Genomic DNA, 19,398 nt, shown 5'->3' with positions numbered 1-19,398 from the left:
GTGCGACGAAGGAGTACCCGGAGGGAGGGAAGAGGCGGAGTTAAGCGCCGAGAACAGCGGCGCCAGCCGCCAATATTACGGCAGGGGCATGATGCGGACGACCGTCGTGGTCACCCCACCGACCACGAACCACAACCGCAGCACCATCTGCCCCGTCCGATCACCCGGTTCGTGCCGGGCCCGCACCGTGATGTGTTCGCGGGCCAGCACCGGCGCCACGTACTCGATCACCGCGCGGTGCGGTCCGGCGACCAGTTTCGGGTAGTCGACCAGGAACTGTTCGACCGCCTGCCAGTAGCAGGCGCTGTTGACGTGGTTGTACTGGTCGATGTCGGTCGCGCGCACCGGGAAGGGCAGGTCGGTGTCGGATTCGCGGGGGGCCGGGTCGGTGAGGTAGGGGCGCCAGCGTAGGCGGTGTTCGTCGGTGGAGCGGGCCAGGTAGGCCAGGCCGTCGTCGCTGATCCGGGCGGGCAGGTTGCTCGACTCGCTGAGGTTGATCCAGAAGCCCTCGGTCTCGATGAGGCCGCCGCGTTCGCTGGTGATGCGGGTGCGCATGTTGGTCCAGCGGGTCGACATCGCCGAGCACCAGCGTTCCAGGTGCACGTGGTCGGGCCACACGATCGGGCGGATCACGTCGATGACGGTGCGGCGCACGATCCAGGTGGGGTCGGTCAGGTGCAGGGCGGTCTGGTTGAGTTCGTCCCAGGCGATGTCGGACAGGTATCGCGAGACCGCGTCGAGGCGCAGCCGTTGATAAGGATCCACGTCGCCGACCCGGACGGGCCACGCCGTGGCGAAACCCGTGCCCTCCTGGGGAAGCGGGGCCAGTGGCTGATCGAGTGACACGTGTGCTCCTTGCGCGGCCCACCGGGTGCGCCGCGACTTCTTGCGTAGTTCTGCACACGACTTTACGGGTCCCAGATCACACCTTCACGCGCAGGCAGTTGTCACACATGACAGCGCACTCGGCGCCCGGTAGCCTGCAGGAATGGGCGGCGGAGCGATGGCGGGCTCGCGGTTCGGGCGCTACGAGATCCGCAGGCTGCTCGGAGTCGGCGGTATGGGGGAGGTCTACGAGGCCTACGACACCTCCAAGAATCGTGTTGTCGCCCTCAAGATGCTCAATCGCGAACTCGCCGGCGACCCTACTTTCGTGCAGCGTTTCCGTCGCGAATCGCATGCGATGGCCAGCGTGCAGGAACCGCACGTCATCCCCGTGCACGACTGGGGCGAGGTCGACGGTGTGCTCTACATCGATATGCGCCTGGTCAAGGGCGTCGATCTCAAGGATCGGTTGCAGCAGCACGGCAGTCTCACGCCCGCCGAGGCGGTGGGGGTGGTCGAGCAGATCGCGTTCGCGCTCGACGCCGCGCACGAGGTGGGCCTGGTCCACCGCGATGTGAAGCCGGCGAACATCCTGCTCACCGGCGCTATGTTCGCCTACCTGGTCGATTTCGGCATCGCCCATACCGCTACAGATCCGCAGTTGACCGGGGTGGGCAGCGCGGTGGGTTCGATGGCCTATATGGCGCCGGAGCGGTTCGAGAGCGTTCCGATGTCACCGGCGGTGGACACCTACGCGCTCACCTGTGTGCTCTACGAGTGCCTGGTCGGGCGGGTGCCGTTCCCGGTCAACAGCCTGGCGGGCGCGATCGGTTCGCATCAGATGGCGCCGCCGCCGCGGCCGAGCGCGGTCGATCCGGCGCTGGCCGCGTTCGATCCGGTGATCGAGCGCGGCATGGCCAAGCGTCCCGAGCACCGCTTCGCCACTCCCGGCGATCTCGCCCGTGCGGCCCGTGCCGCGTTGGTGCAGGCGGAAAGATCAACGCCGTCAACGATTTCCGGCCCGCGTGTCGAACCCCCGCCCGCCGCGTCCGCCAACCACCCTGTCAACCCGCCGACCACCCGCGATTCCGCGGTCGTGCCCAACCCCACCCGCCGGGTACCCGCGTCCCGTTATGAACCGACCCAGCAGGCGCCCGGCCGTCCACCCGGCTATACCCATCCGTCGGCGCCGCTTCCGGTTCCCCCGCAACGTAATTCGTCGACGCCGATCCTGGCGGGCGCCCTGGTCTCGCTGATCGTGCTCGCGGTGATCGGCGGCGCGGTGTGGTTCCTGTTGAGCATGGACAACACCGAGCGGCAGGTGGCCGTCCCGCCGTCCGCGTCCGGCCAGGCGCAACCCCCGCCGCAGATCGTGACCGTGAGCCAACCGGTCCCCACCACCGTCGCGCCACCGAAGGTCACCACGCCGCCGCGAACCACGGTGCCGCCGCTGCAGTCGAGCGTGTCCGGCGCCGACGGTCAGGGTTTCGTGAGCGCGGGCCCTCGCTGCAACGACAACGACGCCGCGATGACCATCGCCCGCACGTCCCAGTCGCGGGTCGTCATCTGCCACACCGGCGATCAGCGCTACTACTACAAGGGCGTGCGCGCCAGCGACGGCGCGGGCATCGAACTCGACGACCCGGTGCCGAACGGCGGCGGCGCGTTCACCGCGACCAACCCCACCGACGGCACCCGCTATCAGCTCAGCGCGTCCGGTTTCACCATCTCGAGCCCGGGTAGAACCCCGGTCACCGAACCGGTCACCGAGTTCGCCCATCGCTGACCCCTTTGTCGGGTTATGTTCGCGGGAGCAGTCACGCGGGGGTGTCCTCGAGGAAGGTGTCGAAAATGCGCGCAGCCCAGGTCGGCAAGTTGGACGGACCGTCGGCGATCGAGATCGTCGAGATTCCCGAACCGGAGGTCTACCCGGGCGGTGTCCTGATCGACGTGCACGCCGCGGGCATCGCCTTCCCCGACGTGCTGATGACGCGCGGGCTCTACCAGATGAAGCCGGGCCTGCCCTTCGTCGTCGGCGGCGAGGTGGCCGGGGTCGTGCGCGCGGCCCCCGAGGGTTCGGCGCTGCGTCCCGGCGACCGGGTGGCCGCGCTGACCATGCTCGGCAACGGTGTCGCCGAGGTCGCGGTGGCGCCCGAGCAGGCCGTGTTCGCGCTGCCCGACAACATCTCCCTCGAGGCGGGCGCGGGCATCCTGTTCAACGACCTCACCGTCCACTTCTGTCTGACCACGCGCGGTCGACTGGCCGAGGGCGAGACCGTCCTCGTGCACGGTGCGGCCGGTGGCGTCGGCACCTCCACCCTGCGCATGGCCAGGGCGCTGGGCGCGGGCCGGGTGATCGCGGTGGTCAGTACCGAGGCGAAAGCCCAGGTGGCCAAGGCCAATGGCGCGACCGACGTGGTGTTGACCGAGGGCTGGCTCGCCGCGGTGAAGGAGCTCACCGAGGGGCGCGGCGTCGATATCGTCCTGGATCCGGTCGGCGGTGACCGTTTCACCGACAGTATCCGCGTGCTGGCCAGCGGTGGTCGTCTGCTGGTGGTCGGTTTCACGGCGGGCGAGATCCCGACCGTGAAGGTGAATCGCCTGCTGCTCAAGAACGTCGAGGTCGTCGGTGCGGCGTGGGGCGAATGGGTGATGACCCACCCCACCTACCTGGCCGAACAGTGGGCGCAGGTCGCGCCGCTGCTGGCCTCCGGCGCGATCGCCGCGCCCGAGCCGGTGCTGTACCCGCTCGAGCAAACCGCCGAAGCCGTTGCCGCCCTGGACAACCGGACCGCCACCGGCAAGGTGGTCATCCAACTGCGCTGACCCGGTTTCGTGTCGGTGCTCGGCGGTACGCTCGGCCGAACCAGGAAAGGCGAGGTGGGGAAGCCGAATGCAGCTGTCGAACCGAACGCTCAACCGCACCCTGCTCGCCCGCCAGCACCTGCTGGCACGGTCCACCCTGACCACCGCCGAGATGTGCGATCACCTGGTCGGTCTCCAGGCCCAGGACGTGCCACCCCCGTTCGTCGGATTGTGGAGTCGGATAGCCGATTTCGATCCGGCGACGGTATCGGTCGGCCTCGAGGACCGTTCGCTGGTGCGAATCACCGTGATGCGCGGCACGATTCATCTGGTCACCCCGCCCGACGCCCTGCGTATCGCCCCGCTGATCCAGCCCGAGCTGGAGAAGGTGCCGTTCCGCAAGGGCTTCAACTTCGGCGCGATGGTCGGCCTCGATCCCGAACGGGTCAGGGCCGACGGTGAAGCGGTGTTCGGCGACGAACCGGTGTCGGCCGCCGACCTGCGCGCCGCGGCGCGTCGGCTGTACCCGGATCGCGACCCCGGCGCCGTCGTGCAGGCCTGGCTCTATCAACTGCCCGTCCTGCAAACTCCGCCGCGCGGGCGCTGGCGCGACAACAGCCGCCCGGTGTGGTCGCGCGTGCAACCCTGGCTCGGCGCACCGCTGGACCCCACCTATCCGGTGGCCGAATTGATCCTGCGCTACCTGCGCGCGTTCGGTCCGGCGTCCACCACGGATATGCAGGCCTGGTCGCGCCTGCCCGCGATGAAGAACGCCGTCACCGCGCTCGGCGATCGAGTCCGCGCCTACACCGACGAACAGGGCCGCACCCTCTACGACGCCGCCGACCTCGAACTCGCCGACCCGGATCGTCCGGCCCCGGTGCGCCTGCTCGGCTGGTACGACAACGCCCTGCTCTCGCACCGCGACCGTTCCCGCGTCCTCGCCGACAGCGCCGTCCCACCGCTGCGGGTCTTCGCCAGCAATGTGTCCTCGATCCTGGTGGACGGCTTCGTCGCCGGGGTCTACAAGGTCTTCGTCGATTCCGACACCGCCCGCCTGCGGATCAGCCCGTCCCGCCCGTGGTCGAAAACCGAAGCGGCTCAGGTCGAATCGGAAGCGTCCGCCCTCCTGTCCTTCCTGGAACCGGACTCCGCGCCCCGCATCGAAGTCCTCGCCCCCGGCGCCGACCTACGCCCGTGACCCCACGCGGATCTCGCCGGTATCCCCGTAGCGGGCGCGCACTCGGAATATGCGCGGGCCTTGGCCCCAGCTACCCGGAACGGGCCCACGTCCGTCGCCCAGAGGCGGCGCGCACTCGTGACCACGGCGGACCCCCGCCTGCGGCTCCGGCCCGCGCGGTTCCCAACGGCTGCTCCCGAGCGCGACACCCGCCGTGACGCCGCATTAACGTCCGGGCAACACCGGCTGCCTAGGGTCGTCACCACGACGTTCATGGCTGCAACGGACGACGTGCGGCGCTGAAACCGGCGCGCTAACCAGCCGCATCCCGAAAGAGGTGCGCGCATGGAATCCGCCGCGTCCGTCGTCATCACCGATGTCACCGTCTACACCGAGCAGGGCTGGCAGCCCGGCGAGGTGGTGGTCCGCGACGGCATCGTCACCGCCCTGCGCGCGGGCACCGAACACGCCGATCTGCCCCGCGTCGACGGCGGTGGCGGCCACCTGCTCCCCGGTTTCGTCAACACCCACACCCACCTGCAGCAGGCCGTCCTGCGCGGGGTCGGCGAGGGTCTGCCGCTGCTGGAATGGTTGCGCTGCGTCGGCGAACACACCGTGGCCGCCACCCCCGAGCAGACCTACCTCTCGGCCCTGGCCGGTGGCCTGGAACTGTTGCGCAGCGGCGTCACCACCGTGGTCGAGCACCTGTGGCCCAGCCCGTCCGACGAGGTCCACCAGGCGATGATCCGCGCCCTGCGCGAACTCGGCATCCGCGTGGTGCTCGGCCGTGGCATCGCCGACCGCGCCGACATCACCCGCAAATGGGGCCTCGACCCCCGCCTCATGCAGCCGCTCGACGAGGCCCTCGCCCACGTCGACGAACTCGACAAGCAGCTGCTCGGCTCCCGCATCACCACCGCGCTGGCCGTCCCGAATCCGCGCTGCCTCACCCCCGACGGCATGGCCGCCACCCGCGAATACGCCACCGCCACCGGCAAGACCGTGTCGATACATGTTCTCGAGACCACCACCGACGACGACATGTGCCGATTGCATGCAGGTGCCTCGGCTGTCGATTACCTCGACGCGAGCGGTTTCCTCTGGGACCGCACCCTGGCCGTGCACTGCGTCAACCTCGACGCGCACGGCCGCCGGCTCTTCGCCGAGCGCGGTGTCACCGTGTCCTACAACCCGGTTTCGAATATGCGCCTTGGCAGCGGTGTCGCCCCCGTCCCGGACATGCTCGCGGCGGGCATCGACGTCACCCTCGGTGTCGACGGCGCCGCCAGCAATGACACCCAGGACATGCTGCTGGCCCTGCGCATCGGCGCGTACCTGCAGCGTGCGGCCCATAAACAGGCCGACCTGCTCGGTTTCGAGCAGATGCTGCACATGGCCACCGGCGCCGCGGGTCGCGTCCTGGGCCGCCCCACCCACACCGGCATCGCGATCGGCGACCGCGCCGATCTGACCCTCGTGCGCTTCGACCGCGATTTCGCCTGCCTGCCGGTGCTCGACCCCGGTGCCACCCTGCTCACCGCCGCGTCACCGCGCGTGATCGACACCGTGTGGGTCGACGGCGAGGCCGTGATCCGCGACGGCGTGAGCACCCGGGTGGACCACCGCGACCTCGTCCAGCGCCTGATTCGCATGCGATGACAGTTAACGCACTGGAAACTGGCAACGCATTGCATGTAATTCAGTTGCCCAATACTGAAGAAGTCAACAAGTTGCACGCAAACCACCGCAGGAGAAGGTGATCACGGTGACGCTCTACGACACGGTGAACGACGCCGACGCGAGGACGCTGATGTCCGGCATGGAGGTCTCCTTCGCCGCCGTGCGCAAGCGCTTCGGTGGCGACGACGGCACACTCGCCCTGACCGACATCGACCTCGACATCGACGAAGGCGAGTTCGTCGCGGTGGTCGGCCCCTCCGGCTGCGGCAAGTCCACGCTGCTGCGCCTGGCCGCCGGCCTCGAACCGGTGAGCTCGGGCGCCGTCGCGGTCCGCACCGATTCGATCGGCTTCATCTTCCAGGAGGCCACGCTGCTGCCGTGGCGCAAGGTGCGGCGCAATGTGGAACTGTCCGCCGAACTGGCGGGCATCGATCGCAAGACCCGCCGCGAACGCGCCGACCGGGCGATCGAGGCCGTCGGCCTGACCGACTTCGCGAACAAACTGCCCAGTCAGCTCTCCGGCGGGATGCGCATGCGCGTCTCGCTGGCCAGAGCGCTGTCGCTGGAACCGCGGCTGATGCTGCTGGACGAACCGTTCGGCGCGCTCGACGAGATGACCCGGCTCAACATGCAGGAAGAGCTGCTTCGCCTCTACCGCGACAACGCCTTCACCGCCCTGTTCATCACCCACTCGGTCGCCGAGGCGGTGTTCCTCGCCTCGCGCGTGGTGGTCATGTCGGCGCGTCCGGGTCGCATCCACGAGGTGGTCGAGGTCGATCTGCCCTACCCGCGCGACCGCGAACTGCGCTTCGACCCCGCCTTCACCGAGCTCGTCTCCCGCATCTCGCGATCGTTGAAAGAGGCTTCCTGATGGTGAGTATCGCGACCCGCCTGCCCGCCGCCACCACCGCGCTGTCCACCGCGCCGCTGCGCAAGCTCGGCAGGGCGGTGGTGGCCCCGACGGTGTCGGCCGCGCTGGCCCTTGCCGCCTGGTACGCGGTGTCGATGCTGGTGCTCAGCGAGGACCGCCGCTTCCTGCTCCCGCCCCCGCACGTGGTGTTCAGCGAGTCCCTCGCCGATCCGAAGAAGCTCGAGGTGATGCTCGAGGCGCTGGCCGTCACCGCCAGGGTCGCGATCGTCGGGCTGCTGATCTCGGCGGTGCTCGGCGTGCTGATCGCGGTGCTGATGAGTCAGGCCAAACCGATCGAGCAGGTCGTCTACCCGTACGCGGTGGTCCTGCAGGCCATTCCGGTGCTGGCGGTGGTTCCGCTGATCGGCCTGTGGCTCGGCTACGGCTTCGCCGCCCGGACCACGGTGTGTGTGCTGATCGCCATCCATCCGATCATCGCGATGACCCTGTTCGGCATCAAATCCGTCGACGCCAACCTGCAGGAACTGTTCACGCTCGGCCGCGCGGGTCGCCTGCGCCGGCTGTGGTCGCTGCAACTGCCCGCCGCGCTCCCGTCGACCCTGACCGGATTGCGCACGGCCGCCGGACTTTCCGTCACCGGCGCGATCATCGGCGACATGTTCTTCGCCCAGGGCAAGCCCGGCATCGGCACCCTGCTCGACACCTACCGCGCCCGCCTGCAATCCGAGGACCTGATCGGCGCGCTACTGCTGGCCGCCCTGTTCGGCGTGCTCGTGTTCACCGTGTTCACCGTCATCCAGAAGCTCAGCGTCGGTCGCTGGCACAACTCCGCCCACTAGCTCCCAAGGATCGATCATGAAGACTGTTCATCGCCTCGGCATCGCCGCGCTCGCGGTGCTGCTGGCCGGTACCGCCTCGGCCTGCTCCGACGACGCCACCGACGCCCCCGCCGTCGCCCTCGAACCCGCACCGGCCGAACAGCGACTCGCCGGCGCCTGCCCCGCCACCGTGGTGGTGCAGTTGCAGTGGGCCCCCGAAACCGACTCCGGCCCGATCTTCGGCCTGCTCGGCCCCGGCTACACCGTCGACGCCGACAACAACAAGATCACCGGCCCGCTCGTCGCCGACGGCAAGGACACCGGCGTAAAACTGGAGATCCGCGCGGGCGGTCCGGCGATCGGGTTCCAGACCGTGCCCTCGCAGATGTATGTCGACCAGAGCATCACCCTGGGCCTGGCCCACTCCGAGCACGCCATCGCCGCCGCCGGGCAGCAGCCGATCGTCGCGGTCACCACGCTGCTGCGCAACAGCCCACAGATGCTGATGTGGGATCCCGAGACCCATCCCGACTGGCAGGGCATCGCCGATATCGGCAGGTCCGGCAAGCCGGTCGTGGTGTCCAAGGGTCAGCTGTACCCGGACTGGCTGGTCGCGCGCGGCCTGGTGACGAAGGATCAGATCGACGCCTCCTACGACAACTCGCCCTCGCGCTTCGTCTCCGATCCGTCCTTCGCCCAGCAGGGCTTCGCCAACGCCGAACCGTTCACCTACGAGCACGAGGTCCGCGCCTGGAACAAGCCCGTCGGCTACCAGCTGCTCAAGGACGTCGGCTACGAGGGCTACGCCCGCACCGTGAACGTGCGCGCCGACAAGCTCGACGAACTGCGCCCCTGCCTGCAAAAGCTGGTGCCGATGATCCAGCGGGCCACCGCGTCGTTCAAGGCCGATCCCAGCCACGTCAACGAGGTGGTGGTCGACGTGGTCGCCCAGAACCCCAAGCTCAACCCCTACAGCCTCGAACTCGCCGAATTCGGCTCCAAGGCCCTGATCGACGGCGGCCTGATCGGCAACGACTCCGACGGCGTGCTCGGCAGCTTCGACACCGCGCGCGTGCAGCGCATCATCGACGAATTCGGACCCATCCTGCGAGCGGGCGGCGCGAAAGTGCCCACCGACCTGACCGCCGCGGCCCTGGTCACCAAGGAATTCCTCGACCCCACCATCTCCGTCACCGGTTAAGGAGCCACCCATGACCACCAGTTACGACCTGTCCGAGGTCTCGCGCGAAAAGCAGATGGGCGGGCTCGGTCGCGAGACCACCGACCGCGAGATCCGCGTGATCGACCTGTCCGACTTCGACAACCGCCGCGCCGAGATCACCGAACAGCTGTGGGACGCCGCCACCGAGATCGGCTTCTTCCAGCTCTCCGGACACGGCATCGACCAGCACCTGATCGACGAGATGTTCGGCGCCACCGCCGATTTCTTCGCCCTACCGGAGGCGACCAAGGGCCGGTACCCGCTGGTCAAGAAGAACAACGCGGGCTGGGAGAGCCTGAGTCAGGTGCGCCCGTCCATCGGGGTGCCCGACCAGAAGGAGTCCTACCAGATCACCCGGCCGCACATGGCCGAGCTGTGGCCCACCGAGGACGAACTGGCCGGATTCCGTTCGCGCGCGCTCGATTTCGAGCATCGCGCGTGGGAGGTGGCGATGCGGGTGCTGTCCTGCTTCGCCGACCGGCTCGGCCTGGAACGCGAACACTTCACCGCCGCACACGATCCCGGCTCCGCGAACTACCAGAGCGCCCTTCGCCTGCTGCACTACTTCGCCGTCCCCGAGGAACTGCGCGGCGTGCCCGGTCGCTGGCGGGCCGGCGCGCACACCGACTTCGACTGCCTCACCCTGCTCTTCCAGCGCGACGGGCAGGGCGGGTTGCAGGTGTGCCCCGGCAAGGAGATGGAAGATCAGGAGTGGACTTCGATCACGCCGTCGTCGAGCCTGATCACCTGCAATATCGGTGACATGCTCACCCGCTGGAGCGACGACCTGCTGCCGTCGAACTTCCACCGCGTGCGCAGCCCCGGCGAGGGGGAGTACCAGGGTGAGCGCTACAGCATCGCCTACTTCGCCCAGGCCGATCGCGACGCCGTCATCCAGGGGCCCGCGGGCAAGTACCCGCCCGTCACCGCCGCGGACTTCCTGACCCAGCGCGTCCAGGCGAACTACCGCCCCCAGGGATAATCAGCGAAACCAACGGAAAGGACAGTTGTTGCGATGACCGAAGACAGCAATTCCGCGCTGCTCGGCCAGTCCGTCCATCGACAGATCCGGCAGATGGTCCTTTCCGGCGTGCTGACCTCGGGCCAGTCACTCAGCGTGCCCGCGCTGGCGACCGAGCTCGGGGTCAGCCGCAGCCCCGTCCGCGAGGCCGTGCAGCAACTCATCTACGAGGGCCTGGCGGTGAGCGCGCCGCACGCCGGGGCCAAGGTCGCCGCCGTCGACGACGACCGCATCCGCGACGTGCTGGCCGTGCGCGCCGCCTTGGACGGCCTCGCCGCCGCCGCGGCCGCCACCCGCCTCACCGAGGCCGAACTGGACAAGCTCACCGCCATCATCACCGCCCAGGAAACCAACCTCGCCGATCCCGCCGACCCCGCTCGCGACGCCCAACTCGACCTGGAATTTCACACCTTCATCCGCGACGCCTCCGGAAATGGTTGTGTCGCAGACGAATTGGCCCGTCTGGAAGCCCAGGCGCATCTCTATCGCGGCGACCTGTGGTGCTCGGCCCGCAACCGCCGTGTCGCCCTGCGCGAACACCGCCGCATCGTCGAAGCCCTCGAATCCGGCCACCCCGAATCCGCCCGCGCCGCCGCCGAAGCCCACGTCCACGGCCTGCTCACCCGGCTGGCCCGGCAGTGACGACACGGCCCCGACCGTGACCGGGCAGCCCCGGCGGCGCTGACAGCCCGGCCCGCCGGGCGTCCCGACCACTCAGCGCTGATCCCGATAGGCGGGCGCTTTGGCCGTGCCCGCCGGGGTCAGCGTGTGCAGCAGCGGCATCATCCGCCGCGCGACCACCGTCGACAGCACGATCACACTGTGCGACCGCACCACCGACCCCGTCCGATCGATACTGAGCAGCACCGCCTGCAACCCCGCGTGCGAATCGGCTCCGATCCGGCACAGCACATCGCCGGAGCCCGTCGTCGCATACGCCTCGAGCACCCCAGGAATCGCGCTCAACTCGGCACTGACCGTATCGAGCGCCCCCTGCGCGATCTCCAAGGTCACGAACGCCTGCACATCGAAACCCGCTGCGGTGACATCGATCTGGGGATCGTAGGAGGCGATCACCCCGGACTCCTCCATCCGGTTGATCCGCGCCTGCACCGTCGCCCGCGCCACCTTCGTCCGCCGCGACAGCTCGAGAATCCCCGCGCGCTGGAATTCGTGCATCGCCGACAGGATCGCCAGGTCGAGTTCGTCGAGTTTGGCAGGGCTGCGCATATGGTGACCTCCGTGTCCGGCTACTAGTCAAATTGTCCACCATTTGCCCGCTGCCGGTGGCAACTCGTGCCAGCATGTCCAGGCGCGGCGGGGGTGGTTGCCCAGTCGCGGCGGAGGCGATTTCCTTGGTCATGACCATTGAGCAGCAGCTCGTCGGACTGATCGAGCACGACGACAGTGTCGATCCGTTCCCCGTGATCGGGTGGGACGCCCTGGTCTGGGTCGTCGGCAACGCGACCCAGAGCGCCCACTTCCTCCAGTCGGCCTTCGGTATGCGCCTCGAGGCGTACTCGGGCCCCGAGACCGGCAACCGCGACCACAAGGCGTTCGTGCTGCGCAGCGGGGGAGCGCGCTTCGTCGTCACCGGCGCCGTCGACCCCGACAGTCCGCTGGTCGCCCATCACGACCGCCACGGCGACGGCATCGTCGACATCGCCCTCGAGGTCCCCGATGTGGACCGCTGCATCGCCTGGGCGCGCGAGCACGGCGCCACCATCCTGGCCGAGCCCCGCGACGAGACCGACGAGTTCGGCACCGTCCGCACCGCCGCCCTGGCCACCTACGGCGACACCCGCCACACCCTCGTGGACCGCTCCGGCTACGCGGGCCCCTATCGCCCCGGCTATATCGCGCGCACCTCCACCCGCACCCCCGGCCCGCGCGTGTTCCAGGCGATCGACCATGTGGTCGGCAATGTCGAACTCGGCATGATGGACCGCTGGGTCGACTTCTACCGGGGCGTCATGGGATTCACGAACATGGCCGAGTTCGTCGGCGACGACATCGCCACCGAGTACTCCGCGCTGATGAGCAAGGTCGTCGCCAACGGCAACCACCGCGTGAAGTTCCCGCTCAACGAACCGGCGGTGGGCCGCAAGCGTTCTCAGATCGACGAGTACCTCGAGTTCTATCGCGGCCCCGGCGTCCAACACATCGCGCTGGCCACCGGCGACATCCTCGCCACCGTCGACGCTCTGCGCGCCCAGGGCGTGGAATTCCTGGCCACCCCCGACACCTACTACTCCGATCCCGAACTGCGCGCCCGCATCGGCGCGGTCCGCGTCCCGGTCGAGGAACTCCAGCGCCGCGGCATCCTGGTCGACCGCGACGAGGACGGCTACCTGCTCCAGATCTTCACCCGCCCGCTCACCGACCGCCCCACCGTCTTCTTCGAACTCATCGAACGTCACGGTTCATTCGGCTTCGGAAAAGGCAACTTCAAGGCCCTTTTTCAGGCGATCGAACGCGAGCAGGAGGCCCGCGGCAACCTCTAGATCGCGCGAGCGCGACTACGGCCGGTGCCCCGCGCACTGGGTAGAGTCGGACCCATGCGGTTCAAACCAGCGTTGGTGGTGGGGCTGGCGTGTGTCGTGGTGTCGGCCGCGTGCGGGTCGGGCGATGACGACTCCGCCGGTCCGGCGCGCATCCCACCCAAGGTCTCCGAACTCGGCCCGTTCGTCGGCGAGTGCGGCCACGTCTCCGACGACGAGGTCCGCTCGCTGGCCGGTCTGCCCGCCGTCTCGGCGGTGTTCCGCAACGCCACCGGCTGCAACTGGCAATCGGCGGGCACCAGTTCCGCCGTGGTCACCTTCGCCTCCTACCGGGGCAGCCCGATCGACCGCGAACGCGCGTGGGTCGAATCCAAGGACCGCACCGTGGAGACGATAACCGTGCAGGGGCGCACCGGTTTCCAGTCCTTCGGCACCGGGTACGGCAGCACCACCTGCGATTTCGCGATCGGGCTCGGCGACGACTTCTTCGAATGGTCCACCTTCGGCTACACCGTCGTCGGTGCCGAGCCGTGCGGCGCGGCGCGCAAACTGGCCGAACTCACCCTGGGACGGATGCAGTGACCGGGCGGCGAACCGTGGGCGGTCGGCTGGGCGCGCTGGTCCTGGCCGCGGTCGCGTCGGCGACGCTCGTCGGCTGTGGTCAGCAGGTGCCGGGCGCTCCGGTGGACGAGTTCGGCCGCGCCGTCGGCGACAGCGGTGGCGGCGGCCCCGTGAACGTCAACTTCGACAACCTGCTGCGCGAGTGCGAGGTGCTCACCGAGGAGCAGATGGCGATGGCCGTCGGCGAGGGCGCGATGTTCGACGCCTCGTTCGTCGGCGCGATCTGCATGTGGGACGTGCTGGGCGCACCCGGCGGCGCGGCCAAGCTCACGTTGAACTGGTACGAGAACGGCTCGCTCAATGTCGAGCGCCAGACCTATCAGAAACTCGGCTACGAATCGTCGATCACCTCGATCCAGGGCGCCTCGGCCCTCGAGATCCGCCGACCGGGCGATCCCGACTCCTGTGGCGTGAGCGCCAAGGCCGCCGGCGCCGGGGTGGTCGGCTGGTGGATCAACTACCGCGCGGGCTCGGCCCACCCCGATCCGTGCCCCGTCGCGGCCAAGCTGGTCGAGCTCACCTTGAATCGGGCCCGCTAGAACCCTTGACCAGGCACCCGCTTTGACCCCTCATGGCCTGTCCGAGTATCGTGGATCCCTGTGCCCGGATTGCTACGGGCAAGTTCGTGCGTGAACGTAGGCCAGCGAGAGCGGCCGGACCGTTCCACCGTGCCCTGAAAAAGAGCACCGAGCAGCGCCCGACACGCCCGACCGCGGGTTAATGGAAACGTGGCTGGACGTGCAGGTTAACCATCGACCAACACTGAACAGGGTCCCCGCGCAGTGGGGATGAGCCAGAAAGCCGGTATATGCCAACCATCAACCAGCTGGTCCGCAAGGGTCGCCGCGACAAGGTCACCAAGACCAAGACGGCTGCCCTGAAGGGGAGCCCGCAGCGTCGTGGCGTGTGCACTCGCGTGTACACCACCACCCCCAAGAAGCCGAACTCCGCGCTCCGTAAGGTGGCACGTGTTCGCCTGACCAGCGCCATCGAGGTCACGGCGTACATCCCCGGTGAAGGCCACAACCTGCAGGAGCACTCGATGGTGCTCGTTCGCGGCGGTCGTGTGAAGGACCTTCCCGGTGTTCGTTACAAGATCATCCGTGGTTCGCTCGACACCCAGGGCGTGAAGAACCGCAAGCAGGCCCGCAGCCGCTACGGCGCCAAGAAGGAGAAGAGCTGATATGCCACGCAAGGGCCCCGCACCCAAGCGTCCGCTGATCAACGACCCGGTCTACGGGTCCCCGCTGGTCACTCAGCTGGTCAACAAGATCCTGATGGACGGCAAGAAGTCCACCGCCGAGCGCATCGTCTACGGTGCCCTCGAGCAGGCGCGTGAGAAGACCGGCACCGATCCGGTCGTCACCCTCAAGCGCGCGCTGGACAACGTCAAGCCCGCCCTCGAGGTGAAGCCCCGTCGTGTCGGTGGCGCCACCTACCAGGTGCCGGTCGAGGTCCGTCCGGGCCGCGCCAACACCCTGGCGCTGCGCTGGCTGGTCAGCTACTCCCGCGCCCGTCGCGAGAAGACCATGGTCGAGCGTCTCGCCAACGAGCTCCTCGACGCCAGCAACGGCCTCGGTGCCGCGGTGAAGCGTCGCGAGGACACCCACAAGATGGCCGAGTCGAACCGGGCCTTCGCGCACTACCGCTGGTGATAGTCCGGCCCGTCACTTAAAAGGGAGAATTTCGTGGCACAGGACGTGCTCACCGACCTGAACAAGGTCCGCAACATCGGCATCATGGCCCACATCGATGCGGGCAAGACCACCACGACCGAACGCATCCTGTTCTACACCGGTATCACGTACAAGATCGGTGAAGTTCACGACGGCGCGGCCACGATGGACTGGATGGAGCAGGAGCAGGAGCGTGGTATCACCATCACCTCCGCGGCTACCACCTGTTTCTGGAAAGACAACCAGATCAACATCATCGACACCCCCGGGCACGTCGACTTCACCGTCGAGGTGGAGCGTTCGCTGCGCGTCCTCGACGGCGCGGTCGCGGTGTTCGACGGCAAAGAGGGTGTCGAGCCCCAGTCCGAGCAGGTGTGGCGTCAGGCCGACAAGTACGACGTGCCGCGTATCTGCTTCGTGAACAAGATGGACAAGCTCGGTGCGGATTTCTACTTCACCGTGCAGACCATCAAGGACCGTCTCGGTGCCAAGCCGCTGGTCATCCAGCTGCCGATCGGCGCGGAGAACGACTTCGAGGGCATCATCGACCTCGTCGAGAACAACGCCAAGGTCTGGAAGGGCGAGACCAAGCTCGGCGAAGAGTACGAGGTCGTCGAGATCCCCGAGGACCTCAAGGAGAAGGCCGAGCAGTACCGTCAGGAACTGCTCGAGACCGTCGCCGAGTCCAACGAGGCGCTGCTCGAGAAGTTCTTCGGCGGTGAGGAGCTCTCGATCGAGGAGATCAAGGGCGCCATCCGCAAGATGACGGTCAACTCCGAGCTGTACCCGGTGCTGTGCGGTTCCGCGTTCAAGAACAAGGGCGTGCAGCCCATGCTCGACGCGGTCATCGACTACCTCCCCTCCCCGCTGGACGTCGAGGCCACCACCGGCCACGTGCCCAACAAGGAAGAGGAGCTGGTCACCCGCAAGCCGAACGTCGACGAGCCGTTCTCGGCGCTGGCGTTCAAGATCGCGGTGCACCCGTTCTTCGGTGAACTCACCTACATCCGGGTGTACTCGGGTGCGGTGGCCTCCGGTGCCCAGGTCGTGAACTCGACCAAGGGCAAGAAGGAGCGTCTGGGCAAGCTGTTCCAGATGCACTCCAACAAGGAGAACCCGGTCACCGCCGCCTCCGCCGGTCACATCTACGCCGTGATCGGTCTGAAGGACACCACCACCGGTGACACCCTGTCGGACCCGCAGAACCAGGTCGTCCTCGAGTCGATGACGTTCCCGGACCCGGTCATCGAGGTCTCGATCGAGCCCAAGACCAAGTCCGACCAGGAAAAGCTCGGCACCGCGATCCAGAAGCTGGCGCGCGAGGATCCGACGTTCTCGGTCAAGCTCGACCAGGAGACCGGCCAGACCGTCATCGGCGGCATGGGCGAGCTCCACCTCGACATCCTCGTGGATCGCATGAAGCGCGAGTTCAAGGTCGAGGCGAACGTCGGCAAGCCGCAGGTGGCCTACCGCGAGACGATCACCAAGAAGGTCGAGAAGCTCGAGTTCACCCACAAGAAGCAGACGGGTGGCTCCGGCCAGTTCGCCAAGGTCATCATCGCGGTCGAGCCGTTCGTCGGCGAAGACGGCGCGACCTACGAGTTCGAGAACAAGGTCTCCGGCGGTCGCGTGCCCCGTGAGTACATCCCGTCGGTCGACGCGGGTGCCCAGGATGCCATGCAGTACGGCGTGCTCGCCGGCTACCCGCTGGTGAACCTGAAGGTCATCCTGCTCGACGGCGCGTACCACGACGTCGACTCCTCGGAAATGGCGTTCAAGATCGCGGGCTCGCAGGCCCTCAAGGAAGCGGCCCGCAAGGCCGGTCCGGTGATCCTCGAGCCGCTCATGGCGGTCGAGGTCATCACGCCCGAGGAGTACATGGGCGACGTGATCGGCGACCTCAACTCCCGCCGTGGCCAGATCCAGGCCATGGAGGAACGCAGTGGTGCCCGTGTCGTCAAGGCGCTGGTTCCGCTCTCGGAGATGTTCGGTTACATCGGTGACCTGCGGTCCAAGACCCAGGGTCGCGCGAACTACTCCATGGTGTTCGCCCAGTACGCGGAGGTTCCGGCCAACGTGTCCAAGGAGATCATCGCCAAGGCGACCGGCGAATAAAACCCTCTTGCGGTCCAGTGGCACACTGGACCGCAAGTGCCGGGCGTCATGTAATACCCCGGTCCCCGCCTCCAGCGGGGATGACACACGCACTGCTGCAAATGCACGCACCAACAAGTCCAGGAGGACCCAAAAGTGGCGAAGGCGAAGTTCGAGCGGACGAAGCCGCACGTCAACATCGGCACCATCGGTCACGTCGACCACGGCAAGACCACGCTGACTGCAGCGATCACCAAGGTGCTGGCTGACAAGTACCCGGATCTGAACGACGCGTTCGCGTTCGATCAGATCGACAAGGCGCCGGAGGAGAAGGCTCGTGGTATCACGATCAACATCTCCCACGTCGAGTACCAGACCGATAAGCGCCACTACGCGCACGTCGACGCCCCGGGTCACGCTGACTACATCAAGAACATGATCACCGGTGCGGCGCAGATGGACGGCGCCATCCTCGTGGTCGCGGCCACCGATGGCCCGATGCCGCAGACTCGCGAGCACGTGCTGCTCGCCCGTCAGGTCGGCGTGCCCTACATCCTGGTCGCGCTGAACAAGTCGGACATGGTCGACGATGAGGAAATCCTCGAGCTCGTCGAGATGGAGGTCCGCGAACTGCTGGCCTCGCAGGAATTCGACGAGGACGCGCCGGTCGTGCGCGTTTCCGGTCTGAAGGCCCTCGAGGGCGACGAGAAGTGGGCTGAGTCCATCGTCGAGCTCATGCAGGCCGTCGACGACTCGATCCCGGAGCCGGTCCGCGAGACCGAACTCCCGTTCCTGATGCCGGTCGAGGACGTCTTCACGATCACCGGTCGTGGCACCGTCGTCACCGGTCGTATCGAGCGCGGCATCGTCAACGTGAACGAGGAGGTGGAAATCGTCGGCATCAAGGAGAAGTCGACCAAGACCACCGTCACGGGCATCGAGATGTTCCGCAAGCTGCTCGACCAGGGCCAGGCGGGCGACAACGTCGGCCTGCTGGTTCGTGGCATCAAGCGCGAAGATGTCGAGCGTGGCCAGGTTGTCGTCAAGCCGGGCACCACGACTCCCCACACGGAGTTCGAGGGCCAGGCCTACATCCTGTCGAAGGATGAGGGCGGCCGCCACACCCCGTTCTTCAACAACTACCGCCCGCAGTTCTACTTCCGTACCACGGACGTGACCGGCGTCGTTACCCTCCCCGAGGGCACCGAGATGGTCATGCCCGGCGACAACACCGAGATGGCTGTCAAGCTCATCCAGCCGGTCGCCATGGACGAAGGCCTGCGCTTCGCGATCCGCGAGGGTGGCCGCACCGTCGGTGCCGGTCGCGTCACGAAGATCATCAAGTGAGTCGGTAAGACCCACTGCACAACCTGAACGGCGTCGCTCCTCGGAGCGGCGCCGTTCGGCGTTTGTCGGACCCTGTTGTGCGGCAAGGAATTCGCAAGCCGGGCTCGGGATAATCGGGTGAGCCCTCGCGCCGGACGTGGCAGGATGGGGGATATCCGAGCCACGGGGGTGGTGTAAATGTCTGGGCCGGAACAACATTCATGGCATGCGGGGGAGCACACGCCCTATCGGGTGCCCGAGCCCACGCGGTGGCCGCAGCGGCCGCAGCCGGAGAAGTTGCTGTTCGCTGACGCGATCCGCCAGCAGGAGACCGACCACGAACGGCGTCGGCGGGCGATCCAGGAGGCCGCCGCCGCGAGCGAGGATCGGGCCCACGTCAAGATGATCGGCGCGGTCGCGATCGTCGGTGTCGCCGCGCTGATCGGCGGCTACCTGCTCACCCGCCCCGATCCGCCGCGCACGGTGGTGGCCTCGTGTGTGCGCACCGACCGGGGTGGCGCGGAAACCGTTGTCGCGGAACATAACTGCTCGGGCAGCGCCGGCGGCGGTTCCTTCCGTGGCAGCAGCACCTGGCCCCAGTACAACTACTACTACGGCGGAAACACCACCCTCGGCCAACCGCCCACCGGCGGCTCGCGTCTCGCGCCCAGCGATGCCGAGATCAGGACCAAGTCGGGCACGGTGATTCAGCGCGGCGGCCTCGGCCGGGGCGGGGGCAGCAGCGGTTCGTGAGGGCC

At 67.8% G+C, this 19,398-nt stretch carries 19 protein-coding genes; 17 read left to right on the top strand and 2 right to left on the bottom strand.

What is annotated here, in order from left to right; all coding sequences use genetic code 11:
* Nucleotides 1–75 precede the first annotated feature (75 nt).
* A complete protein-coding gene (locus ACFP3H_RS24885) occupies nucleotides 76–846 on the bottom strand; it encodes an acyl-[acyl-carrier-protein] thioesterase (protein WP_378609552.1) in 771 nt (256 codons plus the stop codon).
* 142 nt (nucleotides 847–988) lie between these two features.
* On the opposite strand from ACFP3H_RS24885, the gene ACFP3H_RS24880 reads away from it, so the two are divergent.
* The 9 genes from ACFP3H_RS24880 to ACFP3H_RS24840 all read left to right on the top strand — a co-directional run bounded on the left by ACFP3H_RS24880 (nucleotide 989) and on the right by ACFP3H_RS24840 (nucleotide 11,064).
* A complete protein-coding gene (locus tag ACFP3H_RS24880) occupies nucleotides 989–2,611 on the top strand; it encodes a serine/threonine-protein kinase (RefSeq protein ID WP_378609551.1) in 1,623 nt (540 codons plus the stop codon).
* 65 nt (nucleotides 2,612–2,676) lie between these two features.
* Nucleotides 2,677–3,651: an NADPH:quinone oxidoreductase family protein gene (locus ACFP3H_RS24875; RefSeq protein WP_378609550.1), complete on the top strand. Its 975-nt coding sequence runs from the start codon at nucleotides 2,677–2,679 to the stop codon at nucleotides 3,649–3,651.
* Nucleotides 3,652–3,718: 67 nt separating this feature from the next.
* On the top strand, nucleotides 3,719–4,831 hold the full coding sequence (locus tag ACFP3H_RS24870) for a winged helix DNA-binding domain-containing protein (RefSeq protein ID WP_378609549.1): 1,113 nt from the start codon (nucleotides 3,719–3,721) through the stop codon (nucleotides 4,829–4,831).
* A 324-nt stretch (nucleotides 4,832–5,155) separates the two neighbouring features.
* Nucleotides 5,156–6,469 (top strand): amidohydrolase family protein, encoded by a 1,314-nt coding sequence (locus tag ACFP3H_RS24865; protein WP_378609548.1) that lies wholly within the window; start codon nucleotides 5,156–5,158, stop codon nucleotides 6,467–6,469.
* Nucleotides 6,470–6,575: 106 nt separating this feature from the next.
* Nucleotides 6,576–7,361 carry an ABC transporter ATP-binding protein gene (locus ACFP3H_RS24860; RefSeq protein WP_378609547.1) on the top strand — a complete coding sequence of 262 codons (786 nt, stop codon included), beginning with the start codon at nucleotides 6,576–6,578 and terminating at the stop codon, nucleotides 7,359–7,361.
* The gene (locus ACFP3H_RS24855; protein WP_378609546.1) at nucleotides 7,361–8,200 is read left to right on the top strand and encodes an ABC transporter permease; all 840 of its coding nucleotides are present in this window, start codon (nucleotides 7,361–7,363) and stop codon (nucleotides 8,198–8,200) included. Before ACFP3H_RS24860 ends, ACFP3H_RS24855 begins: the two co-directional genes overlap by 1 nt.
* A gap of 16 nt (nucleotides 8,201–8,216) precedes the next feature.
* Nucleotides 8,217–9,380 carry a substrate-binding domain-containing protein gene (locus tag ACFP3H_RS24850; protein WP_378609545.1) on the top strand — a complete coding sequence of 388 codons (1,164 nt, stop codon included), beginning with the start codon at nucleotides 8,217–8,219 and terminating at the stop codon, nucleotides 9,378–9,380.
* A 10-nt stretch (nucleotides 9,381–9,390) separates the two neighbouring features.
* On the top strand, nucleotides 9,391–10,383 hold the full coding sequence (locus ACFP3H_RS24845; protein WP_378609544.1) for an isopenicillin N synthase family dioxygenase: 993 nt from the start codon (nucleotides 9,391–9,393) through the stop codon (nucleotides 10,381–10,383).
* A 33-nt stretch (nucleotides 10,384–10,416) separates the two neighbouring features.
* Nucleotides 10,417–11,064, top strand: coding sequence for a GntR family transcriptional regulator (locus tag ACFP3H_RS24840; RefSeq protein ID WP_378609543.1), 648 nt, complete (start codon nucleotides 10,417–10,419; stop codon nucleotides 11,062–11,064).
* Between the two features lie 72 nt (nucleotides 11,065–11,136).
* On the opposite strand, the gene ACFP3H_RS24835 is transcribed toward ACFP3H_RS24840, so the two are convergent.
* Entirely contained in the window at nucleotides 11,137–11,652 is a 516-nt protein-coding gene (locus ACFP3H_RS24835; protein WP_378609542.1) for an Lrp/AsnC family transcriptional regulator, read from the bottom strand.
* Nucleotides 11,653–11,783: 131 nt separating this feature from the next.
* On the opposite strand from ACFP3H_RS24835, the gene hppD reads away from it, so the two are divergent.
* The 8 genes from hppD (at nucleotide 11,784) to ACFP3H_RS24795 (ending at nucleotide 19,393) form a co-directional block, all read left to right on the top strand.
* Nucleotides 11,784–12,926 (top strand): 4-hydroxyphenylpyruvate dioxygenase, encoded by a 1,143-nt coding sequence (hppD, locus tag ACFP3H_RS24830; protein ID WP_378609541.1) that lies wholly within the window; start codon nucleotides 11,784–11,786, stop codon nucleotides 12,924–12,926.
* 54 nt (nucleotides 12,927–12,980) lie between these two features.
* Nucleotides 12,981–13,505, top strand: coding sequence for a DUF3558 domain-containing protein (locus ACFP3H_RS24825; RefSeq protein WP_378609540.1), 525 nt, complete (start codon nucleotides 12,981–12,983; stop codon nucleotides 13,503–13,505).
* Entirely contained in the window at nucleotides 13,502–14,083 is a 582-nt protein-coding gene (locus ACFP3H_RS24820) for a DUF3558 domain-containing protein (RefSeq protein ID WP_378609539.1), read from the top strand. Before ACFP3H_RS24825 ends, ACFP3H_RS24820 begins: the two co-directional genes overlap by 4 nt.
* 269 nt (nucleotides 14,084–14,352) lie before the next feature.
* Nucleotides 14,353–14,727 (top strand): 30S ribosomal protein S12, encoded by a 375-nt coding sequence (rpsL, locus tag ACFP3H_RS24815; protein ID WP_056814220.1) that lies wholly within the window; start codon nucleotides 14,353–14,355, stop codon nucleotides 14,725–14,727.
* Between the two features lies 1 nt (nucleotide 14,728).
* A complete protein-coding gene (gene rpsG, locus ACFP3H_RS24810) occupies nucleotides 14,729–15,199 on the top strand; it encodes a 30S ribosomal protein S7 (RefSeq protein WP_056814216.1) in 471 nt (156 codons plus the stop codon).
* Between the two features lie 33 nt (nucleotides 15,200–15,232).
* A complete protein-coding gene (gene fusA / locus ACFP3H_RS24805) occupies nucleotides 15,233–17,335 on the top strand; it encodes an elongation factor G (RefSeq protein ID WP_378609538.1) in 2,103 nt (700 codons plus the stop codon).
* A gap of 135 nt (nucleotides 17,336–17,470) precedes the next feature.
* A complete protein-coding gene (tuf, locus tag ACFP3H_RS24800) occupies nucleotides 17,471–18,661 on the top strand; it encodes an elongation factor Tu (protein ID WP_378609536.1) in 1,191 nt (396 codons plus the stop codon).
* A 231-nt stretch (nucleotides 18,662–18,892) separates the two neighbouring features.
* Nucleotides 18,893–19,393 carry a hypothetical protein gene (locus ACFP3H_RS24795; protein WP_378609535.1) on the top strand — a complete coding sequence of 167 codons (501 nt, stop codon included), beginning with the start codon at nucleotides 18,893–18,895 and terminating at the stop codon, nucleotides 19,391–19,393.
* Nucleotides 19,394–19,398: the final 5 nt, after the last annotated feature.

It is taken from the genome of Nocardia lasii (assembly GCF_042658545.1).
Classification (GTDB): domain Bacteria; phylum Actinomycetota; class Actinomycetes; order Mycobacteriales; family Mycobacteriaceae; genus Nocardia; species Nocardia lasii.
Note: the sequence above shows the minus strand (reverse complement) of the source record. Positions and strands in the feature narration are given on the sequence as shown.